This window comes from Phytohabitans kaempferiae, from assembly GCF_042433955.1.
GTDB lineage: Bacteria > Actinomycetota > Actinomycetes > Mycobacteriales > Micromonosporaceae > Phytohabitans > Phytohabitans kaempferiae.
In genome coordinates, this window is the sequence record NZ_JBHLUH010000030.1 from 36,559 (window position 1) to 55,677 (window position 19,119).

General features: G+C 67.5%; 14 protein-coding genes. 9 read left to right on the top strand and 5 right to left on the bottom strand.

All coding sequences use genetic code 11. The annotated features are described in order from the left end of the window. Nucleotides 1-33 precede the first annotated feature (33 nt). The 4 genes from ACFFIA_RS16880 to ACFFIA_RS16895 form a co-directional block, all read right to left on the bottom strand. Nucleotides 34-1,014 carry an aldo/keto reductase gene (locus ACFFIA_RS16880; protein WP_377251995.1) on the bottom strand — a complete coding sequence of 327 codons (981 nt, stop codon included), beginning with the start codon at nucleotides 1,012-1,014 and terminating at the stop codon, nucleotides 34-36. Nucleotides 1,015-1,021: 7 nt separating this feature from the next. Next, a complete protein-coding gene (locus ACFFIA_RS16885; RefSeq protein ID WP_377251969.1) occupies nucleotides 1,022-1,783 on the bottom strand; it encodes an SDR family oxidoreductase in 762 nt (253 codons plus the stop codon). Then, nucleotides 1,780-2,766 (bottom strand): zinc-dependent alcohol dehydrogenase, encoded by a 987-nt coding sequence (locus ACFFIA_RS16890; protein WP_377251971.1) that lies wholly within the window; start codon nucleotides 2,764-2,766, stop codon nucleotides 1,780-1,782. Before ACFFIA_RS16890 ends, ACFFIA_RS16885 begins: the two co-directional genes overlap by 4 nt. An 88-nt stretch (nucleotides 2,767-2,854) precedes the next feature. Then, nucleotides 2,855-3,559, bottom strand: a complete 705-nt coding sequence (locus tag ACFFIA_RS16895) for a FadR/GntR family transcriptional regulator (RefSeq protein WP_377251973.1) — start codon at nucleotides 3,557-3,559, stop codon at nucleotides 2,855-2,857. A 300-nt stretch (nucleotides 3,560-3,859) separates the two neighbouring features. Here ACFFIA_RS16895 and ACFFIA_RS16900 point away from each other — a divergent pair, with 300 nt between their 5' ends. The 6 genes from ACFFIA_RS16900 to ACFFIA_RS16925 all read left to right on the top strand — a co-directional run bounded on the left by ACFFIA_RS16900 (nucleotide 3,860) and on the right by ACFFIA_RS16925 (nucleotide 10,390). Then, complete coding sequence (locus ACFFIA_RS16900; RefSeq protein WP_377251975.1) at nucleotides 3,860-5,161, top strand: enolase C-terminal domain-like protein; 1,302 nt, start codon at nucleotides 3,860-3,862, stop codon at nucleotides 5,159-5,161. 89 nt (nucleotides 5,162-5,250) lie between these two features. After that, entirely contained in the window at nucleotides 5,251-6,312 is a 1,062-nt protein-coding gene (locus tag ACFFIA_RS16905) for a sugar ABC transporter substrate-binding protein (protein WP_377251977.1), read from the top strand. 25 nt (nucleotides 6,313-6,337) lie between these two features. Next, nucleotides 6,338-7,897, top strand: a complete 1,560-nt coding sequence (locus ACFFIA_RS16910; RefSeq protein WP_377251979.1) for a sugar ABC transporter ATP-binding protein — start codon at nucleotides 6,338-6,340, stop codon at nucleotides 7,895-7,897. After that, the gene (locus tag ACFFIA_RS16915) at nucleotides 7,890-8,936 is read left to right on the top strand and encodes an ABC transporter permease (RefSeq protein WP_377251981.1); all 1,047 of its coding nucleotides are present in this window, start codon (nucleotides 7,890-7,892) and stop codon (nucleotides 8,934-8,936) included. The genes ACFFIA_RS16910 and ACFFIA_RS16915 overlap by 8 nt, the downstream gene beginning before the upstream one ends. 187 nt (nucleotides 8,937-9,123) lie before the next feature. After that, a complete protein-coding gene (locus tag ACFFIA_RS16920; protein WP_377251983.1) occupies nucleotides 9,124-9,999 on the top strand; it encodes an amidohydrolase family protein in 876 nt (291 codons plus the stop codon). 10 nt (nucleotides 10,000-10,009) lie between these two features. Then, on the top strand, nucleotides 10,010-10,390 hold the full coding sequence (locus ACFFIA_RS16925) for an L-rhamnose mutarotase (protein ID WP_377251985.1): 381 nt from the start codon (nucleotides 10,010-10,012) through the stop codon (nucleotides 10,388-10,390). Between the two features lie 149 nt (nucleotides 10,391-10,539). Here ACFFIA_RS16925 and ACFFIA_RS16930 read toward each other — a convergent pair whose 3' ends face one another. After that, nucleotides 10,540-13,131: an alpha-L-fucosidase gene (locus ACFFIA_RS16930; protein WP_377251987.1), complete on the bottom strand. Its 2,592-nt coding sequence runs from the start codon at nucleotides 13,129-13,131 to the stop codon at nucleotides 10,540-10,542. Between the two features lie 1,225 nt (nucleotides 13,132-14,356). Here ACFFIA_RS16930 and ACFFIA_RS16935 point away from each other — a divergent pair. The 3 genes from ACFFIA_RS16935 (at nucleotide 14,357) to ACFFIA_RS16945 (ending at nucleotide 18,756) form a co-directional block, all read left to right on the top strand. Continuing rightward, nucleotides 14,357-17,656, top strand: coding sequence for a glycosyl hydrolase family 95 catalytic domain-containing protein (locus ACFFIA_RS16935; protein WP_377251989.1), 3,300 nt, complete (start codon nucleotides 14,357-14,359; stop codon nucleotides 17,654-17,656). 482 nt (nucleotides 17,657-18,138) lie between these two features. Further along, nucleotides 18,139-18,300, top strand: coding sequence for a hypothetical protein (locus ACFFIA_RS16940; protein ID WP_377251991.1), 162 nt, complete (start codon nucleotides 18,139-18,141; stop codon nucleotides 18,298-18,300). A gap of 93 nt (nucleotides 18,301-18,393) precedes the next feature. Further along, nucleotides 18,394-18,756 carry an alpha/beta hydrolase family protein gene (locus ACFFIA_RS16945; protein WP_377251993.1) on the top strand — a complete coding sequence of 121 codons (363 nt, stop codon included), beginning with the start codon at nucleotides 18,394-18,396 and terminating at the stop codon, nucleotides 18,754-18,756. Nucleotides 18,757-19,119 lie beyond the last annotated feature (363 nt).

Below are 19,119 nucleotides of genomic sequence, written 5' to 3' on the forward strand. Positions count from 1 at the left end.
CACCCGGTCACAGCCAGAGGGATTCTCGGCGCCTCACCGGCCGAGGTGGATCAGCCTTGCCGCCTCCAGCGCTGGCCACAGGTCGTCCGGCACGTTAGCGTTGGCTCGCCGGACGGTCTCGTTCACCTGATCCGCGGATCCCATCCCGACGACCGTGCTGACGACCGCGGCATGCGTTCGTACATAGGCCAGCGCGGCCTCGGGAAGGGTGGCGCCGTGGCTTTGGCAAACTCGCGCGATGTGTATCGCTCGGTCGAGGAGTTCGGCAGGGGCCTGCTGGTAGTTGTAGGTGGCGTTGGCCGGGGGCCAGTCGTGCGCCAGCATGCCTGAGTTGTAAACGCCGGCGACGACGACGGCCACGCCGTGCTGATCCGCGGCGGGCAGGAGGTCATCCAGCGCGCCCTGTTCCAGCAGAGTGAACCGGCCGGCACACATCACCAGGTCGATGTCGGTCTCCCGTACGAAGCGAGTGAGCATCTGCGACTGGTTCATGCCGGCGCCGATGGCCCGGATGACCCCTTGATCGCGTAGCTCGACCAGTGCGGGCACGGCCTCCGCTACGGCCTGCCGCCAGTGGTCGTCCGGGTCGTGCAGGTACACCACATCGATCCGGTCCAGGCCGGTACGTTCGAGGCTTGACTCAAGGGACCGCAGTATCCCGTCGCGGCTGAAGTCCCAGACGCGGCGGTGGTCGGCCGCGACCGCGAACCCCTCGCTGTCGGCCGAGGACGCGGTTTCGGGAGACGGCACGAGCAGACGTCCCACCTTGGTCGAGACCACGTACTCGTCCCGCGGCCGCGGGCGAAGGGCGGCGCCGAGACGCCGCTCGGACAGACCAAGTCCGTAGTGAGGAGCCGTGTCGAAGTAGCGGATACCGGCGTCCCAAGCGGCGTCGACGGCGCCCGCGAACTCCTCGTCGGTCCTGACCCGGTAGAGGTTGCCGCCCTGGGCGGCACCGAACCCCAGTTCGCTGAGCCGAACGGCGGGCCGGCGCGGCAAAGCCACAGACTTCATCACGGCCCTACCGCCCCAGCCAGCCACCGTCGACCGGAATGGCGGCACCATGCACGTAGTCGGACGCCGGCGAGGCCAGAAACACCGCGGCACCGGCGAGGTCGTCGGGCCGGCCCCAACGCCCGGCAGGGATACGGTCGAGGATGGCGGTGTTGCGGCTCGGGTCGTCACGCAGCGGCTGGGTGTTGTCGGTGGCAACGTAGCCAGGGACGATGGCGTTGACGTTGACGCCGTGCGGGGCCCATTCGTTGGCAAGCGCGCGGGTGAGGCCGACCAGCCCGGACTTGGCCGCCGTGTAACCGGGCACGTTTACCCCACCTTGGAAGCTGAGCAACGACGCCGTGAAGATGATCTTTCCGTGGCCCCGGGCAACCATGCCTCGCCCGATGTCCCGGCTCAGGACGAACTGCGCGGACAGGTTGACCGCCAGGACCTCGTCCCACATTTCGTCCGAGTGCTGTGCGGCCGGGGCGCGTCTGATCGTGCCGGCGTTGTTGACCAGGATGTCCACGGCCCGGTCGCTGGCTTCGAGCTGTGCGGCGAGGTCGGCGACGGCGGCGCGGTCGGTGAAGTCCACCTGGTACCCGGTGAAGCCGCGGCCGTGCCCGCGGACGCGCTTCTCGACCTCGCTGCCGGTGGCTTCGAGTTGTGCGCTGACGGCGACGATGTCGGCACCGGCGGCCGCCAGCGCGTCGGTGATGGCCAGGCCGATGCCCCGGCGGGCTCCGGTGACGAGGGCGAGTCGGCCGGACAGGTCGAACGGGTTCACGACGTCTCCTGGCAGTCGATGAGGACTTTCATGACGTTGCCGCCGCCGCGCAGGGCGTCGAAGGCCGCGGCCGCGTTGGTCAGCGGCTCGATGTGCGTGATCAGGGTTTCGGCGCCGACCTGTCCGGTGCGCAGTAGCTTGATGGCGGTGTCGTAGTCGGCGCGCCGGTATACACGGGCGCCGACCATGGTGAGCTCGCGCCAGAAGAAGCGGAACACGTCGAGTTCGCGTGGCTGACTGTGGATGCCGACGACCACCAGCCGGCCTCGTACCGCGAGCAGTTCGACGGCCGTGGCGATGGCGGTGGCGGAGCCGGACACCTCGAAGGCCACGGCTACGCCGGCGTCGCCGGTCCATGCCCGCACGTGTCCAGCCAGGTCGTCGTGCGCGGGGTTGAGGGTCCGAATGCCGAGCCGGTCGGCGATCGCTCGCCGATGCGGATCGATCTCGACCAGGACGACTTCTGCCTGAATGGAGCGTGCCACCAGCGCGATCAGCACGCCGACAGGTCCGCCGCCGATCACGATCGCCTTTTCCCCGGCACACAGGTCTGCCCGGCGTACGTCGTGCACGGCCACCGCGGTGGGCTCGACCAGGGCTCCGTGGGTGAGCGGTAGATCGGCGGGCAGCGGGACGACGACTTCTGCCGGAACGGTCCAGCGCTGCTGCATCGCGCCCACGGAGTCGATGCCGATGAAGTTCAGTCGATGGCAGATGTGATGGTGACCGGCATCGCACGCGGGACAGGCTCCACACCACCGCAGAGGCATGACCGTGACCGGAGTTCCGATGACGAGGTCGGCGACGTCCGGGCCGACGGCGACAACGTGGCCGGACATCTCGTGGCCGATGGTCTGGGGAATCTGTACGCGATGATCCATCGTGCCGTGCAGGATGTGCAGGTCGGTGCCGCAGATGCCGGTGTAGGCGACCTCGATCTGTACCTCGCCCGAGGTCGGCGGGACAGGCGCACGCTCGTCCACGATGATGGTCGAGTTGCCGGTGTACAGGGCAGAGCGCATAGGAACCCTTCGCTGTCAGTCGGCGGGGCGTCGGGAGTTGGTTGAACGGTCAGGCGCCGTCCAGTGCGTCCGGATCTTCCTGAAGGTGTGCGCGCAACCAGGTCTCGGTCGTCGTGATGTGCATGAGCGCGGCCGCCTGCGCCTGGATCGCGTCACCGGCGGCCAGCGCTACGTAGATCGCCTCGTGTTCGCGGAGCGTGCGCCCGGCGGCGTCCGCATCGACCAGACCGCGCCAAACGCGTGCGCGCAAGGTCCGGCTGGAGATGCCTTCGAGGACGGTCGACAGGGTCTCGTTGCCGGTGGCGGCGACGACCGCGCGGTGGAAGGCGGCGTCGTGCTGGTTGAGAAGCTCCACATCGTCGGCCGCCGCGCGCATGGCTTCGAGGTGGCCCTTGACATCGGCCAGTTGCTGGGGAGTGATGCGGGTGGCGGCCAGGCCCGTGGCGGCCGTCTCGAAAAGCCGGCGCACCTCGGTGAGCTCGAGCATGGTGTCGCCACGCAGCAACTCCACCGCACCGCTGATGCCTTCGAGCAGCACACGTGGCTCGAGGCTGGTGACGAAGGTGCCATTGCCGCGGCGCACCTCGAGTACCCGGGCAGCCTCCAGCGCTCGTACGGCTTCACGCATGATGTTGCGTCCGACGCCGAGCTCCGAGGCGAGCTGCTGTTCGGGCGGCAGCTTGGAGCCTGGCGGGAGGTCGCCGGATTGGATCATCTCGCGGATGCGTGTCATCGCCTTGTCGGTCAGCGACATTGTCATGGGCCTCTTCGGGCTTGCCCGCAGGTCAGCAGCCAGCGGGGCGGGTCGGTTGCGCGAGCCTAAACCCTAACAGGTGATCCCATGTCTCGAAACCTTGTGCGTCGATGGGATGGGTCGATGGTCGAGGCTGGGTGCGCGAAACAGCCGCTAGGAAACCGTGTTTGCGATCTGTCTCTAGACTTGGCACGAGCCGGCCGCTATAAAGACATCCCATGGCACACGGTTTATCGGGCGACGCGACGACACGGCTGGCGGTGACGCCGGGACTGGCGGGACGAGGATGGGTGGGTGGCGATGTCTGAGGTGATCGCCGCGGTGGACGCGATCGACGTCCGGTTTCCGACCTCCCGGGAGTTGGACGGGTCGGATGCGATGAACCCGGAGCCGGACTACTCGGCTGCGTACGTGACGCTCCGTACCAGCGGCGGCGAGGAAGGCTTCGGGCTGGCCTTTACCGTCGGGCGCGGCAACGATGTCCAGGTCGCCGCGATTCGCGCGCTGGCGCCGTTGGTGGTGGGACTGCCGGTCGCGGAGGTCCTCGCGGACCTGCGAGGTTTCTCTGACCGGCTGACCGGCGACAGTCAGTTGCGCTGGCTCGGCCCGCACAAGGGCGCCATCCACATGGCCGCTGGCGCGATCGTGAACGCGGCATGGGATCTGTACGCCCGCCGGGAGGGCAAGCCGTTATGGCGGTTGCTGGCCGAGATGTCACCCACGCAGTTGGTCAGCCTCGTCGACTTCCGGTACCTGCGCGACGCGCTCACCCCGGAGGAAGCGCTGGATCTCCTCCAGCGGGCGCAGCCGGGACGGGAGCAGCGGCAGAACGACCTGCTCGCGCGTGGCTACCCGGCGTACACCACCACGCCGGGCTGGCTGGGATACACGGACGAAAAGCTCGTTCGGCTGTCCAAGGAGGCGGTGGATGACGGGTTCGGTCTGATCAAGCTGAAGGTCGGCGCCGACAACGACACCGACATCCGGCGGGTGGCCCTGGCCCGCGAGGCGGTGGGCGCCGGCATCCGGATCGCGATCGACGCCAATCAGGCGTGGGGGGTCGAGCAGGCGATCAGCTGGCTGAAGTCGTTGGCGGCGTACGACCCTTACTGGATCGAGGAACCGACGTCGCCCGACGATGTGCTCGGTCACGCCGCGATCCGCCAAGCCGTCGCGCCGATCAAGGTCGCCACCGGCGAGCACTGTCACAACCAGGTCATGTTCAAGCAGTTGCTCCAGGCGAACGCGATCGACGTTCTCCAACTGGACGCCACTCGGGTGGCAGGTGTCAACGAGAACATCGCGATCCTGCTGCTGGCCGCCAAGTTCGGCGTACCGGTCTGCCCGCACGCCGGTGGGGTCGGGCTCTGCGAGATGGTGCAGCACCTGGCGATGTTCGACTACGTAGCCGTCAGCGGCAGCACCGAAGGTCGGGTCATCGAGTACGTCGACCACCTGCATCAACACTTCGTCGATCCGGTCGCCATTCGGGGCGGACGCTACGTCGCGCCCGAGGGTCCTGGCATCGGGGCCCGGATGCGTCCGGAGTCGGTCGCCGCGTACAAGTTTCCAGATGGTCCACAGTGGACGACACAAAGATGAGGGGCCGGCCGGTTGAACGGCCTCGGTAACGCCCTCGCCAGTTTCACTCCCACGCGTCACGTACGGGCATCTTCCACATAGGAGTCGTGATGAACCTGAGAACCATCGCCGCGGCCGCGGCAGTAGCAATGTCCGCCGCGCTGCTGAGCGCATGCGGCGATGACGCGACCACCGGAGACGGCGGTCCCGGCGCCCCGGTGGTGGGCGTCGACTACCCCCGGTCGGATACCGACTTCTGGAACTCCTACATCAAGTACACCCCGCAGTTCGCCGGCGAGCTGGGCTTGGACCTGAAGACGACCAACTCCCAGAACGACGTGGCGAAGCTGGCCTCCAACGTCCAGTCGTTCATCAGCCAGGGCGTCAAGGGGATCGCGATGGCCCCGCAGGACACCGCCGCGATCGCCCCGGCGCTCCAGTCTCTGGCATCCAAGAAAATCCCGGTCGTCACCATCGACACCCGCCCGGACCAGGGCGAGGTGTTCATGGTCGTGCGCGCGGACAACCGCGCCTACGGGGAGAAGGCCTGCCAGTTCCTGGGCACGAAGCTTAAGGGCAGCGGCAAGGTGGTCATGCTCCAGGGCGACCTGGCGTCCATCAACGGCCGCGACCGCACCGAGGCGTTCAACGAATGCATGAAGAAGAACTACCCGGGGATCACGGTCTTCGGCGAGGCCACGAACTGGGACGGGGCGATCGCCTCCCAGAAGCTACAGATCCGGCTGACTGAGCACCCCGACATCAAGGGCGTCTACATGCAGTCGAGCTTCGCGCTGGCCGGCACCCTCCAACTGCTCAAGCAGCGCGACCTGCTCACCCCGCCGGACGACCCGAAGCACATCTTCGTCGTCTCCAACGACGGAATCCCCAAGGAACTCCAGGACATCGCGGCCGGCAACATCGACGCCACCGTCTCCCAGCCCGCTGACCTGTACGCCAAGTACGCTCTCCACTACCTGAAGGCCGCGATCGACGGCAAGACCTTCCAGCCCGGCCCGACCGACCACGACAGCACCATCATCCAGGTACGCGACGGCGTGCTCGAAGACCAGCTCTCCGCCCCGCTGGTCACTCTCGACGGCGGCACCTACGGCGGCGTACCGAGCCTCAAGCACGACGACAAGTCGCTGTGGGGCAACAACATCGGCTGACCGGCCGCGGAGGAGAAGCGGGCACATGAGCGGCAACGAGACACGCTCTTCGTCAGCCCAGAACGGCAACGGGCGGGCCCACCCGGGCCCGCCCGTGGCGGAGGCGACCAGCATCACCAAGCGGTACGGCTCGACCGTGGCACTCGACAACGCCCAGATCCGCGTGCTGCCGGGGGAGACCCACGCCCTCGTCGGCCGGAACGGGGCCGGCAAATCCACCCTCGTGTCGATCCTGACCGGACTTCAGCCGCCGGACTCCGGGCAGGTCCAGTTTGGCGGCATGGCGGCGCCACGGCTGTCCGACCGGGACGCGTGGCGGCGACACGTGGCCTGCGTGTACCAGAAGTCCACCATCATCCCGCAGCTGACGGTGGCCGAAAACCTGCTGCTCAACCGGTACGACCGGGGACGCAGCGGGTTGATCAGCTGGCGTTCGCTGCGCCGGCGCGCGCGTGACCTGCTGGCCCTCTGGTCGGTCGACGTGGACGTCGACGCCAAGGCGAAGGACCTGAGCGTCGAGCAGCGCCAGTTTGTGGAGATCGCCAGGGCGCTGTCGTTCGGCGCCCGGTTCATCATCCTCGACGAACCGACCGCGCAGCTCGACGGTGGGGCGATCGCCCGGCTCTTCGGCCGCATCCGCGACCTACAGGCCCAGGGCGTCACCTTCCTGTTCATCAGCCACCACCTACAGGAGATCTACGAAATCTGCGACATGGTGACCGTCTTCCGCGACGCCCGCCACATCGTCACCGCACCGGTCGCCGACCTGCCTCGCGGCGAACTCGTCGCGGCGATGACCGGTGAGGCCACCGCGCTCGACGTCCCCCGATCACGCTCGGCGCCGACCGGTGACGCGCGTGTGGTCCTCGACGTCGCCGGGCTGCGCCTGGACGGCCTCTTCGAGGACATCTCGTTCCGGGTGGGCTATGGAGAGATCATCGGACTCGCGGGCGCCGGCGGCAGCGGCAAGACGGAGGTGGCCGAAACCATCGTCGGACTCCGCGCCGCGGGCGCCGGCACGATCACCGTCGACGGCCGCACCCCACGTGCCGGCCATGTCGGTGCCGCCCTCGCCAGCGGGGTCGGCTTCGTCCCCCAGGACCGTCATCACCAGGGCCTGGTCGCTGGCATGTCGATCGCCGACAACACCACCATGACAATCCCGGAACGGCTCGGAACGGCCGGATTCCTCAGTACCCGCCGCCGCGACGCGATCGCCAACACGCTGATCGACGCGCTGGCCATCAAGACGCCCGGACCGGACCTGCCGGTCTCCGGCCTCTCCGGCGGCAACCAGCAGAAGGTCGTCATGGCCCGCGCCCTCGCCAACGACCCCAAGGTGCTCGTGCTCATCACGCCCACGGCGGGCGTGGACGTGCGGTCGAAAGAGTTTCTCCTCGACAAGGTCGACCAGGTGGCGGCCGCCGGCACCGGCGTCATCGTGGCCTCCGACGAACTCGACGACCTGCGTATCTGCGATCGCGTCCTGGTGATGTTCCAGGGCCGGATCGTCGCCGACATGCCCAGCGGCTGGCGTGACCACGATCTTGTGGCCGCAATGGAAGGACTGAGCGTCGATGCCTGAGACCATGACCGCCGCAACCGCAGGCGCTGACGGATCCACCGTCGCGGCCGGACCACCACCTCGCCGGCCGGTCGGAAAGCTGGCCGTCGCACGGCTGCGGGACCTCGCACTGGTCCCGGCGATCGCGCTCATCGCCGTGGTCGGGCAGATCGTCAACCCGGTCTTCCTCCAGCCGGACAACTTGATCAACATTGCCCAGACCATGTCCGAGATCGCGTTGCTCGTACTGGCCCAGACGATCGTCCTGGTCGCCGGGAAGATGGACCTCTCCCTGGAGTCCACCTTCGGGCTCGCACCGGGCGTCGCGGCCTGGATGACGGTCGCCGTCGGAGCCGGCCACGGCACCGGGCTGCTATCCGGTGCCTGGTCGATACCGATCACTTTGCTGGTGGGCGCGCTCATCGGCGTCGCGAACGCGGCACTGATCGTCCGGTTCGGACTGCACGGCTTCATCGTGACGCTGGGCATGCTCATCGTCCTGCGCGGCCTGCTCACCGGGATCTCCGGCGGGCAGACCTTCTTCAACCTGCCCGAGTCGATGATGTACCTGGGCACCGCGGTCTGGCTCGGCGTGCCGGCCTCGATCTGGATCTGCGTCGCCCTCTTCGCGGCCGGCATCGTGGTACTCGGCTACACGGGCTTCGGCCGCTCCCTGTACGCGATCGGCGGCAACGTCGACGCGGCGAGGGCGGCGGGTATCCGCACCGACCGCGTGCTGTGGATCGCCCTGATCGCCGCGAGCATGCTGGCCGCCATGGGAGGCCTGCTGCTGTCCGGCCGGCTCGCCTCCGTCGCCGCCTCACAGGGCAACGGCGCGATCTTCACCGTATTCGCCGCGGCCGTCATCGGCGGCGTCAGCCTCAACGGCGGCAGGGGCACCATGTTCGGCGCGTTCACCGGCATCCTGTTGCTGTTCATGATCCAGAACGTGCTGACGCTCGCCGGCGTACCGGCACAGTGGATCGGCGCCCTCAACGGCGCGATCATCCTCATCGCACTCGTCGTCTCCCGCATCACCGGAGGCAGGGCACAGGAGTAGCGCTGAGGTCACCACAGGCCGGTGGGCTGTCGCGGTAGGCACGAGCCGCGGCAGCCCACCAGGCATCTCCGTCACCACCGATCAGGAGAGAGGACAGCCTCATGGCACCATGTCCCGCCGGTTTCGAAGGCAGCCAGCTCGGGGGTGCCGGACGTGCTGGCTTGACCACCGCCGGAACGGATCGACGATGAGCCACGGCGCTGTGCCGCGAGCCGGCATCATCGACGCCCACCACCACCTGTGGCGCCGCGAGCGGCATCCGCAGCCCTGGATCGATCCGGTGAGCATGGCCGCGATCGACGCCGACTTCGTACACGCGGATCTCGCGGCGGAAGCCGAGCCGGCCGGGGTCACCGGCACGGTCGTCGTACAGTCGATCCACTCCGAGGCGGAAACGACCGACCTGCTGAGCGTCGCGTCGCGCAGCGAGTTGATCAAGGGAGTCGTCGGGTGGGTCGACTTCGCCGCCCCGGACACCGCCGACCGCGTCGGCCGCCTGCGAGCGACACGTGGTGGCGGCAAGCTGGTCGGCATTCGCCACCTCGTACAGGACGAACCCGACCCGGCGTTTCTCGAACGCAGCGCCATCCGGCGCGCGGTCGCGGCCATCGGTGACGCCGGCCTGGTGTTCGACCTGGTGTGCCGTCACCAGCAGTTGCCCGCGGTCATCGGCCTGGTGGAGAGCCTGCCGCAGGTCTCGTTCGTCCTCGACCATCTGGGCAAGCCGCCGCTGGCGGGGCAGGAGTTGCGAGGCTGGGCCGGCCACCTTCGAACGTTGGCCCGACTGCCGAACGTGTCGGCGAAGCTTTCCGGTCTGGTGACCGAAGCGAACTGGTCGTCATGGACGCCAGCAGACCTGAAACCGGCCGTTGCCCATGCCCTCGACACGTTCGGACCGGCCCGGCTGATGTTCGGCTCGGACTGGCCCGTATGCCTGCTCGCCACCACCTACCTCGACTGGATCGAGGTACTGCGCGACCTTCTGGCCGGCTGTGACGAACACCAGCGGCAGCAGATCTGGCGAGAGACCGCGCTTCGCGTCTACCAACTGGCGGAAAGCTAGGGCCTGTTTCATGCGCACCCCGGAGGAAACCTTGGCGGCACAAGACAACGTCCAGCGGCACGGCTCCATCATCCGACTGCGTCCAGAGCACCAGGACACCTACCTGCGGCTACACGCCGACGTGTGGCCCGGCGTCGAGCAGACCCTGCGCTCGGCCAACATCCGCAACTACACCATCTTCCTGTATCGCGACCTGCTGTTCGGCTACTACGAGTACGTCGGCGACGACCACGCCGCCGACCAGGCACGCATCGCCGCCGACCCGGAGACCCAGCGGTGGTGGACGCTCACCGACCCCTGCCAGCGGTCACTGAGCGAGCCGAACTCGGGGGAGTGGTGGACGCCGATGCGGCAGGTCTGGCACCTTCCGGGCACACCTGCTGACCGATAGCGCCATGCACACCTCAGCCATCCAGGAGCAACGGCAGCTTCGGCGCCGGCGCGGCGACCCCGCCGCGGTGCGCCTCGGGATGTGAAAGACCCCCGGGGGGCCGACGGATTGCCGGCCCCCCGGGGCGCTTGGATCTTTCCGTGGACCGCTCAGCCCGTGGCCGTCAGTGTCCAGCGCAGGTTGGTGTTCGTGTCGACAGTGCGTTGTGTCAGCTCCGTGCCAGCGGCCAGGTTACGGCTGTCCAACGCCAGGCCCGTCGCCCGGTTGACCACGTTGAAGCGACCAGATCCAACGCTACGCAACTGCCACTGCTGGGAATTCGCCCCCGTCGCGGTCGTCTGCTGTACCTGGGTCCCGGAGCCGAGCCCAACGCCGTCGATGACGAGGCCGTTGCCGTTCCGCAGCAGGTAGTAGCCGCCGCCCTGGTGAACGAACCACCACGCCTGGTCAGCAGTGCCGTCGACCGCGAACTGCCGTACCGGTGTGCCCGACGTCGTGGCCCCATCCGCGTCGACCGCCAAGCTGTTGGTCTGGTTACGGATGACCAGGGAACGTTCCGGACTGGGAGAGCTGGCGATGGCCGTCAGCACCCAGCGCAGGTTGGTGCTGCTGTCCAGGTTCCACTGCTTCAACGCGGAACCCGTCGTGACGTTGCCACCGCTGTCGAGAGCGAGCCCGGTCCGCTTGTTGACGAGGTTGTAGGTTCCCGCGTCGACGCGTGCCAGGCGCCACAGTTGGCTGTCCGCCCCGGTGGCCACCTTCTGCTGGACCTGGCTGCCGCTTCCCAGTCCGAGCCCGTCGATCACCAGGCCAGTGCTCGGGTTCGCGATTTCGTAGAAGCCGGTTGCCTTCTCCGTCAGCTTCCACTCCTGTTCGGCCCCGCCGGTCGGGACGTGCTGCTTGACGGTGGCGCCATCGGCGCCGGAGTCCGTGTCGAGGGCGAGGCTGTTGGTCACGTTCGTCAGCAGGAACGGCTTGCTGACATCCCTGGTGACCCGGATCGACCCCACCTTGAGCTTCTTCGGGAGCGACTCCACAGCGCCGGTGTAGGCGACCGGGGTTCCCCCGAAGTCGTCCTGGGGGTAGAGCTGCAACTGCGTCCCGGCACCGACGGACAGCGAGGCGAGCTTCGACGTGTCGACGCCGAGCTCGGCCAGCGCCGCGGAGTCGTAGTCGCCCGGCGAGAGCAGGGCGCTGACGCCTCGGAAGTCCTTCTTCTCGTACACAGAAGCCGCGTCGGCGGTCGGCCGCGGCGTCGGAATACCCTGCTTGAACGTCAGCTTGAGCACGTAGGCCGGCGATGCGACAGGGCGCAGGGCGGGCATAGTGACCTTGAGGCCGTCAGGGTCCTGGCGGGTCTTCTTCGTCAGGTCGACGTGCTTGTCGCGACCGCCCCCGAGCAGCTCGACCTTTTTCAGATCGGCGAGGTTGGTGGTGTCGGAGCCGAGGCTGGTGATGTTGAGAGTCTGGTTGTCTCCAGGCCAGCCCAGCACGGTCGCGTAGAGGACATCGTCCTTCTTGTTTCTGGTGAATCGGATGTCGGTGTTCGTGCCGGTCCTTGGTCCGGTGAACGAGCCACCGCCCATCCTTGTCGGGCCTTCACCGTAGATGTCCCAGGCGCGCGTGGAGTAGATCGACTCCCCGTACCGGTTCAGGTATGTCCCGATGTCGTGCAGCACGTCGCGCTGCCCTTGCGGAATCTCACCTTCCAGCGTGGGAGAGACGTTCAGAAGCATGTTTCCGTTCTTGCTGACCCGGTCGATGAGAGCGTGAATCATCTGCTGCGACGAGTAGTAGCCGATCCCGTTGGTGTAGCTCCAGCTGCTGGAGGAGATGGCGTCGTCGGTCAGCCAGTACGGACGTACGAGGTCCGCCGGGCCGCCGCGCTCCCAGTCCTCGACGGCGCTGGCGTTGTGGAAGCCGCGGTCGAAGTGCTTGTAGGTCGTGACGACCTCCTTGCCCCACTCCTCGCCCTTGTTGAAGTAGTAGGCCAGGTAGTTCAGGCGCTGCTGTTCGGCGATCGCGCAGGGGCCAGGATCGCCGTGGCAGTATCCGGGGCTGTCCAGGGCGAAGTCGTTCCAGATGATGTCTGGCTGGGCCTGGTCGATGACCTCCTTCTGCTTGTCGAACCAGAGCTGGTCCGCCTCGGCCCGGGGAAGCTGACCGTAGAGCTTCCTCAGGCTCGGGTCGGTCTGCTGCGGTACGAACCGGAAGAACCCGTTGTGGTTGAACGACTGATGCATAGCGACGAGCAGCTTCATGTCCTGCTTGCGCACCGCGTCGGCGAAGAGCTTCAGCAAGTCCAACCGTGGGCCGCGGTCGACCGAGTTCCATTCGTTGACGGCGCTGTCCCACATCGAGTAACCGTCGTGGTGTTCCGCGACTGGCCCACCGAACTTCGCGCCCGCGCTCTTGAACAGGCGCGCCCACTCGTCCGGGTCGAACTTGCCGCCCTGCGACTTCAGCACCGGCTTGAACTGCACGTGGTTGCCGGCCTTGTCGATGCCACCGTCGATGAACTTGTCGTAGCCGAACTCTGTCCGCGGGTCGCCGTACGTTGCCTTGTGATGGTTGTTGATGTTGCTGCCGTCAACGTACATCTCGCGGCCGTACCACTCGTGTCCGTACTGGGGTGTGGTGAACGCCCCCCAGTGCCAGTAGATGCCGAACTTGGCGTCCTTGAACCATTCCGGCGAGGCCACGTGACGGTCCACCGACTCCCAGGTGGGCTCGTACGTCATGCCGTGGCTCGGCGGCTTCGACGCCGTCGCCGGGCTCGCGGCCGCCGGCGAGGGCGGGGCAAGCAGGACAACCGGACAGAGCGTGGCCGCCGCCATAAAGGCGGCGGCTCGTCGGATAGATCGTTTTCTCATCAGGGGGAACCCTCTCGTGGGACGGAAGGTGATGTTGTCGACGCGCTGACAGGCCGGCCGGAGGAACGATCCGGAGCACCTGACCGTGCCGGACCAACGTGGATCAGGGTGACGTCGGGGATGTGCGGTCCGGACAGGGGAGAACAGCCGTCAACGCTGAGCTGGACACGGCCGTCTGACTGCCGTGCTGACCCGCGGGTGAGCCGCACACCGGGCCGGTGTTCGGATTGGCCGAACCCGTGCCACGGGTCCGAGGAGGTGATGACGCGGTCGTAGCCCCCTCGAACTGATGATCATCTCGATGGCGGGAACGGGACGCGCGGCCCTTCCGAGGGCCTGAGTTGCGGTCGGCGAGAGATCGACATGGGATGTCTTTATAGTCGCCGCCAGCGGCTCTGTCTACCCCTGCGCCAGATAGGTGCGTTTTCCTGCTGATTCTCACTTCGCCCCCAAGATCAAGCGTTTCCCAAGGTTTCGAGACATGGGATTACTTCGTCGTGGTGCGTGCCGCCGGCTCCAGGTGGCTGACGCCGGTATGCCGCGGTGCCTGTCGCCCGCGGCCGCGACCGACGGTGGATCATTCATCCCGATTCGCGGCCTGGTGGGCGCGGCCGTTGCTCGTTGTTGCCCAGACCGTTCGCGGCGAGGTGGTCGTGTTGGATCCGCGCCGTGGTCCCACCTTGGAGGCGTTGAGGTCTGAGTGGCTGGGGCGGTGCTATGGCCGCCGTCTGGCCCAAAGGTCTGATGACTGCAAGGTCAGGTAGGTCGGGCGTCGCGCTGTCCTGGCTGGCGCACTCAGCGGCAGCATGGGACCTATGTTGGCCAATTCGCCTGAATCGCGGCAACTATTCCGTTGAAGCGCAGCCAGAAGTCCTATGTATCTCGACGTCGAAGGATCAGGTGTCACGAGGTTGGTTACAACCGTTGACTCGATACATCAAATCTTTGTACATTGCCGTCACCCCTGTTCAGGGTCATCGGCTCGGCGCCGGTCCCCGTCGGCCCGCCCACCTCACCGCCCCGCCCTCCCGCACCGTCTGTGCCCTGAGCGAGCGCTTGCGGGGCCACACTGTCCGCTTTGGAGGACCGCTTCATGTCAGAACTGTCGCGAAGGCAAATTCTCAAAGTAGGAGCGGCCGGTGCCGGTGCCGCCCTCCTTCCGGCACTGTGGACCGCTCACCCCCGACCCGCCTCGGCCGCCCCTGCCGAGGTTCGCGCCGCCAACGACCTGGCACTCTGGTACGACGAGGGAGCCGGGGGTGACTGGCTACGCGCACTGCCCATCGGCAACGGACGCCTCGGCGCGATGGTGTTCGGCAACATCGACACCGAGCGCCTCCAGCTCAACGAGGACACCGTTTGGGCCGGGGGACCGTACGACCCGGCCAACCCGCGCGGTGCCGCCGCACTCCCGGAGATCCAGCGGCTGGTTTTCGCCGATCAGTGGAGCCAGGCGCAGAACCTGATCAACCAGACGATGCTGGGAAACCCGGTGGGCGAACTGGCCTACCAGCCCGTCGGCAACCTCAGGTTCACCTTCCCGCACGGCAACGTGGCCTCGGAGTACTACCGGCAGTTGGACCTCACCACCGCTACGGCGTCGGTGACCTATGCGGCCAACGGTGTGCGATACCGGCGCGAGGTGATCGCCAGCGCACCCGATCAGGTGATCGCCGTACGGCTGAGCGCGGACAAGCCCGGGTCCATCACCTTCTCGGCGTCCTTCGACAGTCCACAGAGGACTACAGCTTCCAGCCCCGACAACGCGACCATCGCGCTCGACGGAATCTCCGGCAACCAGGAGGGCGTGACCGGCTCGGTCCGGTTTCTGGCGCTCGCCCGCGCGCTTATCAAGGGCGGCTCGGTCACGAGCAGCGGCGGCACGCTCCAGGTCACGGCGGCCAACAACGTGACCTTGCTGGTCTCGATCGGATCCAGCTACGTCAACTTCCAGGACGTCAGTGGCGACTACCAGGGGATCGCCTGGCGGCACCTCAGCGCTGCCCAGGGCACCCACTGGGACGGGCTGCTGCGCCGGCACGTGACCGACTACCAGAAGCTGTTCGGGCGCACGACGATCGACCTGGGCCGCACGCCGGCCGCGGACCAGCCGACCGACGTGCGGATCGCGCAGCACGCCGGGGTGGACGACCCGCAGTTTTCGGCGCTGCTGTTCCAGTTTGGCCGCTACCTGCTTATCTCCTCCTCGCGACCAGGTACCCAGCCGGCCAATCTGCAAGGCATCTGGAACGACCAGATGCTCCCACCCTGGGACTCGAAGTACACGATCAACGCCAACCTGCCGATGAACTACTGGCCCGCCGACACCACAAACCTCTCAGAATGCTTCCTGCCGGTCTTCGACATGATCAAGGACCTCTCCGTCACCGGCGCTCGAACCGCCCAGGTGCAGTACGGCGCAGGCGGTTGGGTCACCCACCACAACACCGACGCCTGGCGGGCCACATCGGTGGTCGATGGCGCCCTGTGGGGCATGTGGCAGACCGGCGGCGCCTGGCTGGCGACCCTCATCTGGGACCACTACCTCTTTACCGGCGACATCGAGTTTCTCCGCGCCAACTACCCGGCCTTGAAAGGCGCCGTCCAGTTCTTCCTCGACAGCCTGGTCACCGAGCCGAACCTCGGCTGGCTCGTCACCAACCCGTCGAACTCTCCGGAACTCGCCCACCACTCCGGCGTCAGCGTCTGCGCGGGCCCCACAATGGACAACCAGATCCTGCGCGACCTGTTTGACGGCTGCGCCCGTGCCAGCGAGCTCCTCGGGGTCGACGCCACCTTCCGAGCCCAGGTCCAGGCGACCAGGGACAAGCTGCCGCCAATGCAGATCGGCGCCCGTGGCAACATCCAGGAGTGGCTCTACGACTGGACCGAGACCGAGCGGACACACCGGCACATCTCCCACCTGTACGGCCTGCACCCCAGCAACCAGATCACCCGGCGCGACACGCCACAGCTCTACGACGCCGCACGCCGCACCCTCGAGATCCGTGGTGACGACGGGACCGGCTGGTCGCTGGCCTGGAAGATCAACTTCTGGGCACGCATGGAGGAGGGCGTGCGCGCCCACAAGCTCATCCGGGACCTGGTGCGGACCGACCGGTTGGCCCCGAACATGTTCGACCTGCACCCGCCGTTCCAGATCGACGGCAACTTCGGCGCCACTTCCGGCATCGCCGAGATGCTCCTGCAAAGCCACAACGACGAGCTGCACCTGCTTCCCGCGCTACCAACGGCGTGGCCGAGCGGCCGAGTCGAGGGCCTGCGCGGCCGCGGCGGCTACACCGTAGGCACGGCGTGGAGCGAAGGGCAGGCCGACGAACTGCTCATCACGCCCGATCGGCGTGGCACCGTCAAAGTTCGCAGCCGCTTGTTCGCCGGTCGCTACAAGGTCGTCGACGTGACCCGTGGAGGTCGCGCCAAGACAGCCACCATCGAGTCCGACCTGATCGAGCTGACCGGCCGGCCGAAGCACACCTACCGCGCCTACGCCCTCCAGAAGGTGCGGCTGCGGGCGCCGATCGAGGTCAGCCCCGGTCAGACCGTGAAGGTCAGCGTGGCGGTGCGCGCCATCGAGCTGCCGCTGACGCCGTCCACGACGGTCTCACTGGTCGTCCCCGAGGGGTGGACGGTCGCACCGGCGCGCGTCACGCTGCCCCCCATCCAGCCCGACACGGAGCGGACCGTCGAGCTCGACGTCACCGTCGGCCCGGCGCCCGCCGCCGGCGCCGTTACCCTGACCGCCGAGGCACTGGGGCGGGGCTGGACCGCTTCGGCGACCGTTTCCACGCGAGTGTGGGACGGTCGTGAGGCGCCCCTGTCGGAGAGCCTCACCAACGTGGGGGTCTCCGACGACGCCAACACCAACGCCGGAAATCTCGACGGAAACGGCGGCTCGATCTCGGCACAGGCACTGGCCCAGGTCGGCGTGACCCCGGGCAGCACCATCAGCCACGGCGGCATCGACTTCACCTGGCCCTCAGGTGGTGCCGGCACCGCTGACAACGCCATCGCCTCAGGACAGTCCATCAAGATCGAGGGCACCGGCAAGACGCTCGGCTTCCTGGCCACCGGTACGTACGGCGCGGTGTCGGGGGCGGCCACCATCGTCTACGCCGATGGCACGCGACAGCCCTTCGTCCTCGGCACGCCGGACTGGTTCGGTGCCCCACGACCGGGCGGTGACGGCGCTATCGTCGCGCCGTACCAGAACCGACCCGGCAACCAACGGCAGAACACCCCGGCGACCATCTACTTCGTAGGTGTGCCGTTGCAGAACAAGCCGGTATCCCGTGTCGACCTGCCGAACATCAGCAGCAGGCCGGCAGTGGGTGTGCCCACCTTGCACATCTTCGCCATGGCGATGGGCAGGTAGCGGCGCTGGTCATCCGCCGGACAGGCTCTGGATGAGCCGGAGCCCGGGCGCCGGACCCACGCCGTACCACGTGGGCCCGGCGCCTGTCCATGCTCGGCGATGAGGCCGGTCGCTTCGACCGCGGCAGCGCCCGCCGGCGAACTGTGAACCGGACGTTTCGGGCTCATCCCGGGTCCTCGCTCGACACGGTTCGGCCATGGTGCGCATGCTCCTGCTAAATCAGTTTAGCGACCCTTCCTCGGGTCACCTCTGGTAAATGCACGCGACTACCGGACCACCGGGTGGTCGCGTGGCGGCGCACCCGACCAGAACGCGGGCTGGACGGTCATCGTCTCCAAGTGCCCGAGCTTCCTCTGCACCGTCAAGGTCAACCCGGACCTGCCGACCCGCGTGGTGCAGCGCAGGCGGTGTACGGCCAACCAGGTTTCGACATCGGCAAAGGCCCGATGTTGGCCAAGGCAGCCCCGAACACCTCCCGAAAGGTGACCGAGAAACCGGTCAACCAGCTTGTCGACGAGTTCACATATGGCTGCTACCTCAGCGGTGGGATGGTCCTGCCGTACCACTACCACCTGCCCAAGGGCTACAAACCCGACCAAGAGGTATCCACTCATGGTGGTGCTGCCCGGGCACGGTATGGCTGAGACGGCGACAATCTGCTCGTCGAGGTGGCCGCGGACATTCCCGCGACTGCGTGGCTCCAGCCGAAATGGACCGGGAGTACCGAGGAGGTGATCGTGCTAGCCCCACAGCATCAGCGCGTGGGCGGCCCGGCCGAGGCCGACCTGCTGACCAAGATGCTGGACCACTTCCTCAAGACTTCGCGGTCGACAGGCAACGGGTCTGCGCAACCACCGTCTCGTACGGCTCGCAGTTGCTGTGGAACGCGTTCGCGAAGCGTCCCGGACCTCTTCGCCGGTGGGCTGGTGACCGGCGGATTCGCGGTGAACGCCGACCAGGCGGAGGCGATCGCGACCGCCGAGATCCCACTGTGGGTCACGCACGGCGTGCACGACCACCTGCTGAACATCAACCTGGCCCGCGACACGCGGACGGCGCTGACCAACGCGTACGCCGCGGCGGCTTGTCCGGCGCGTTGACATCGCGGGTCGCCGACCTCCTGAGCTGGAGAAACGGCGATGCGGGGCTGATTGTCCGCGCTGGCCCGTGCCCTTCGCGGACGGGCTGTCCTGGCCGGCGGCACGTAGGATCAGGTGTGGTCGTGCTTGCCGGCGCCGGCCTTGACGGCGTGGCTTGCGGTCGCGCGGTGCCGGCCCCGGTGGGGCGATGTCCGGTCGAGCGCCGGGTCGGGAAAGAACTTTCGCGAAACATTGCCGACACATCTTGACGGCTGCCGCTGCCATCGGCCAAAGTCCATCTAGGCAAGTCGATGGGCCGCCGGGGGTCTCGGTGGGCTTGCCCAACAGTGCGCACATCCATGACGTGGTGCGAGTGGCAGCACC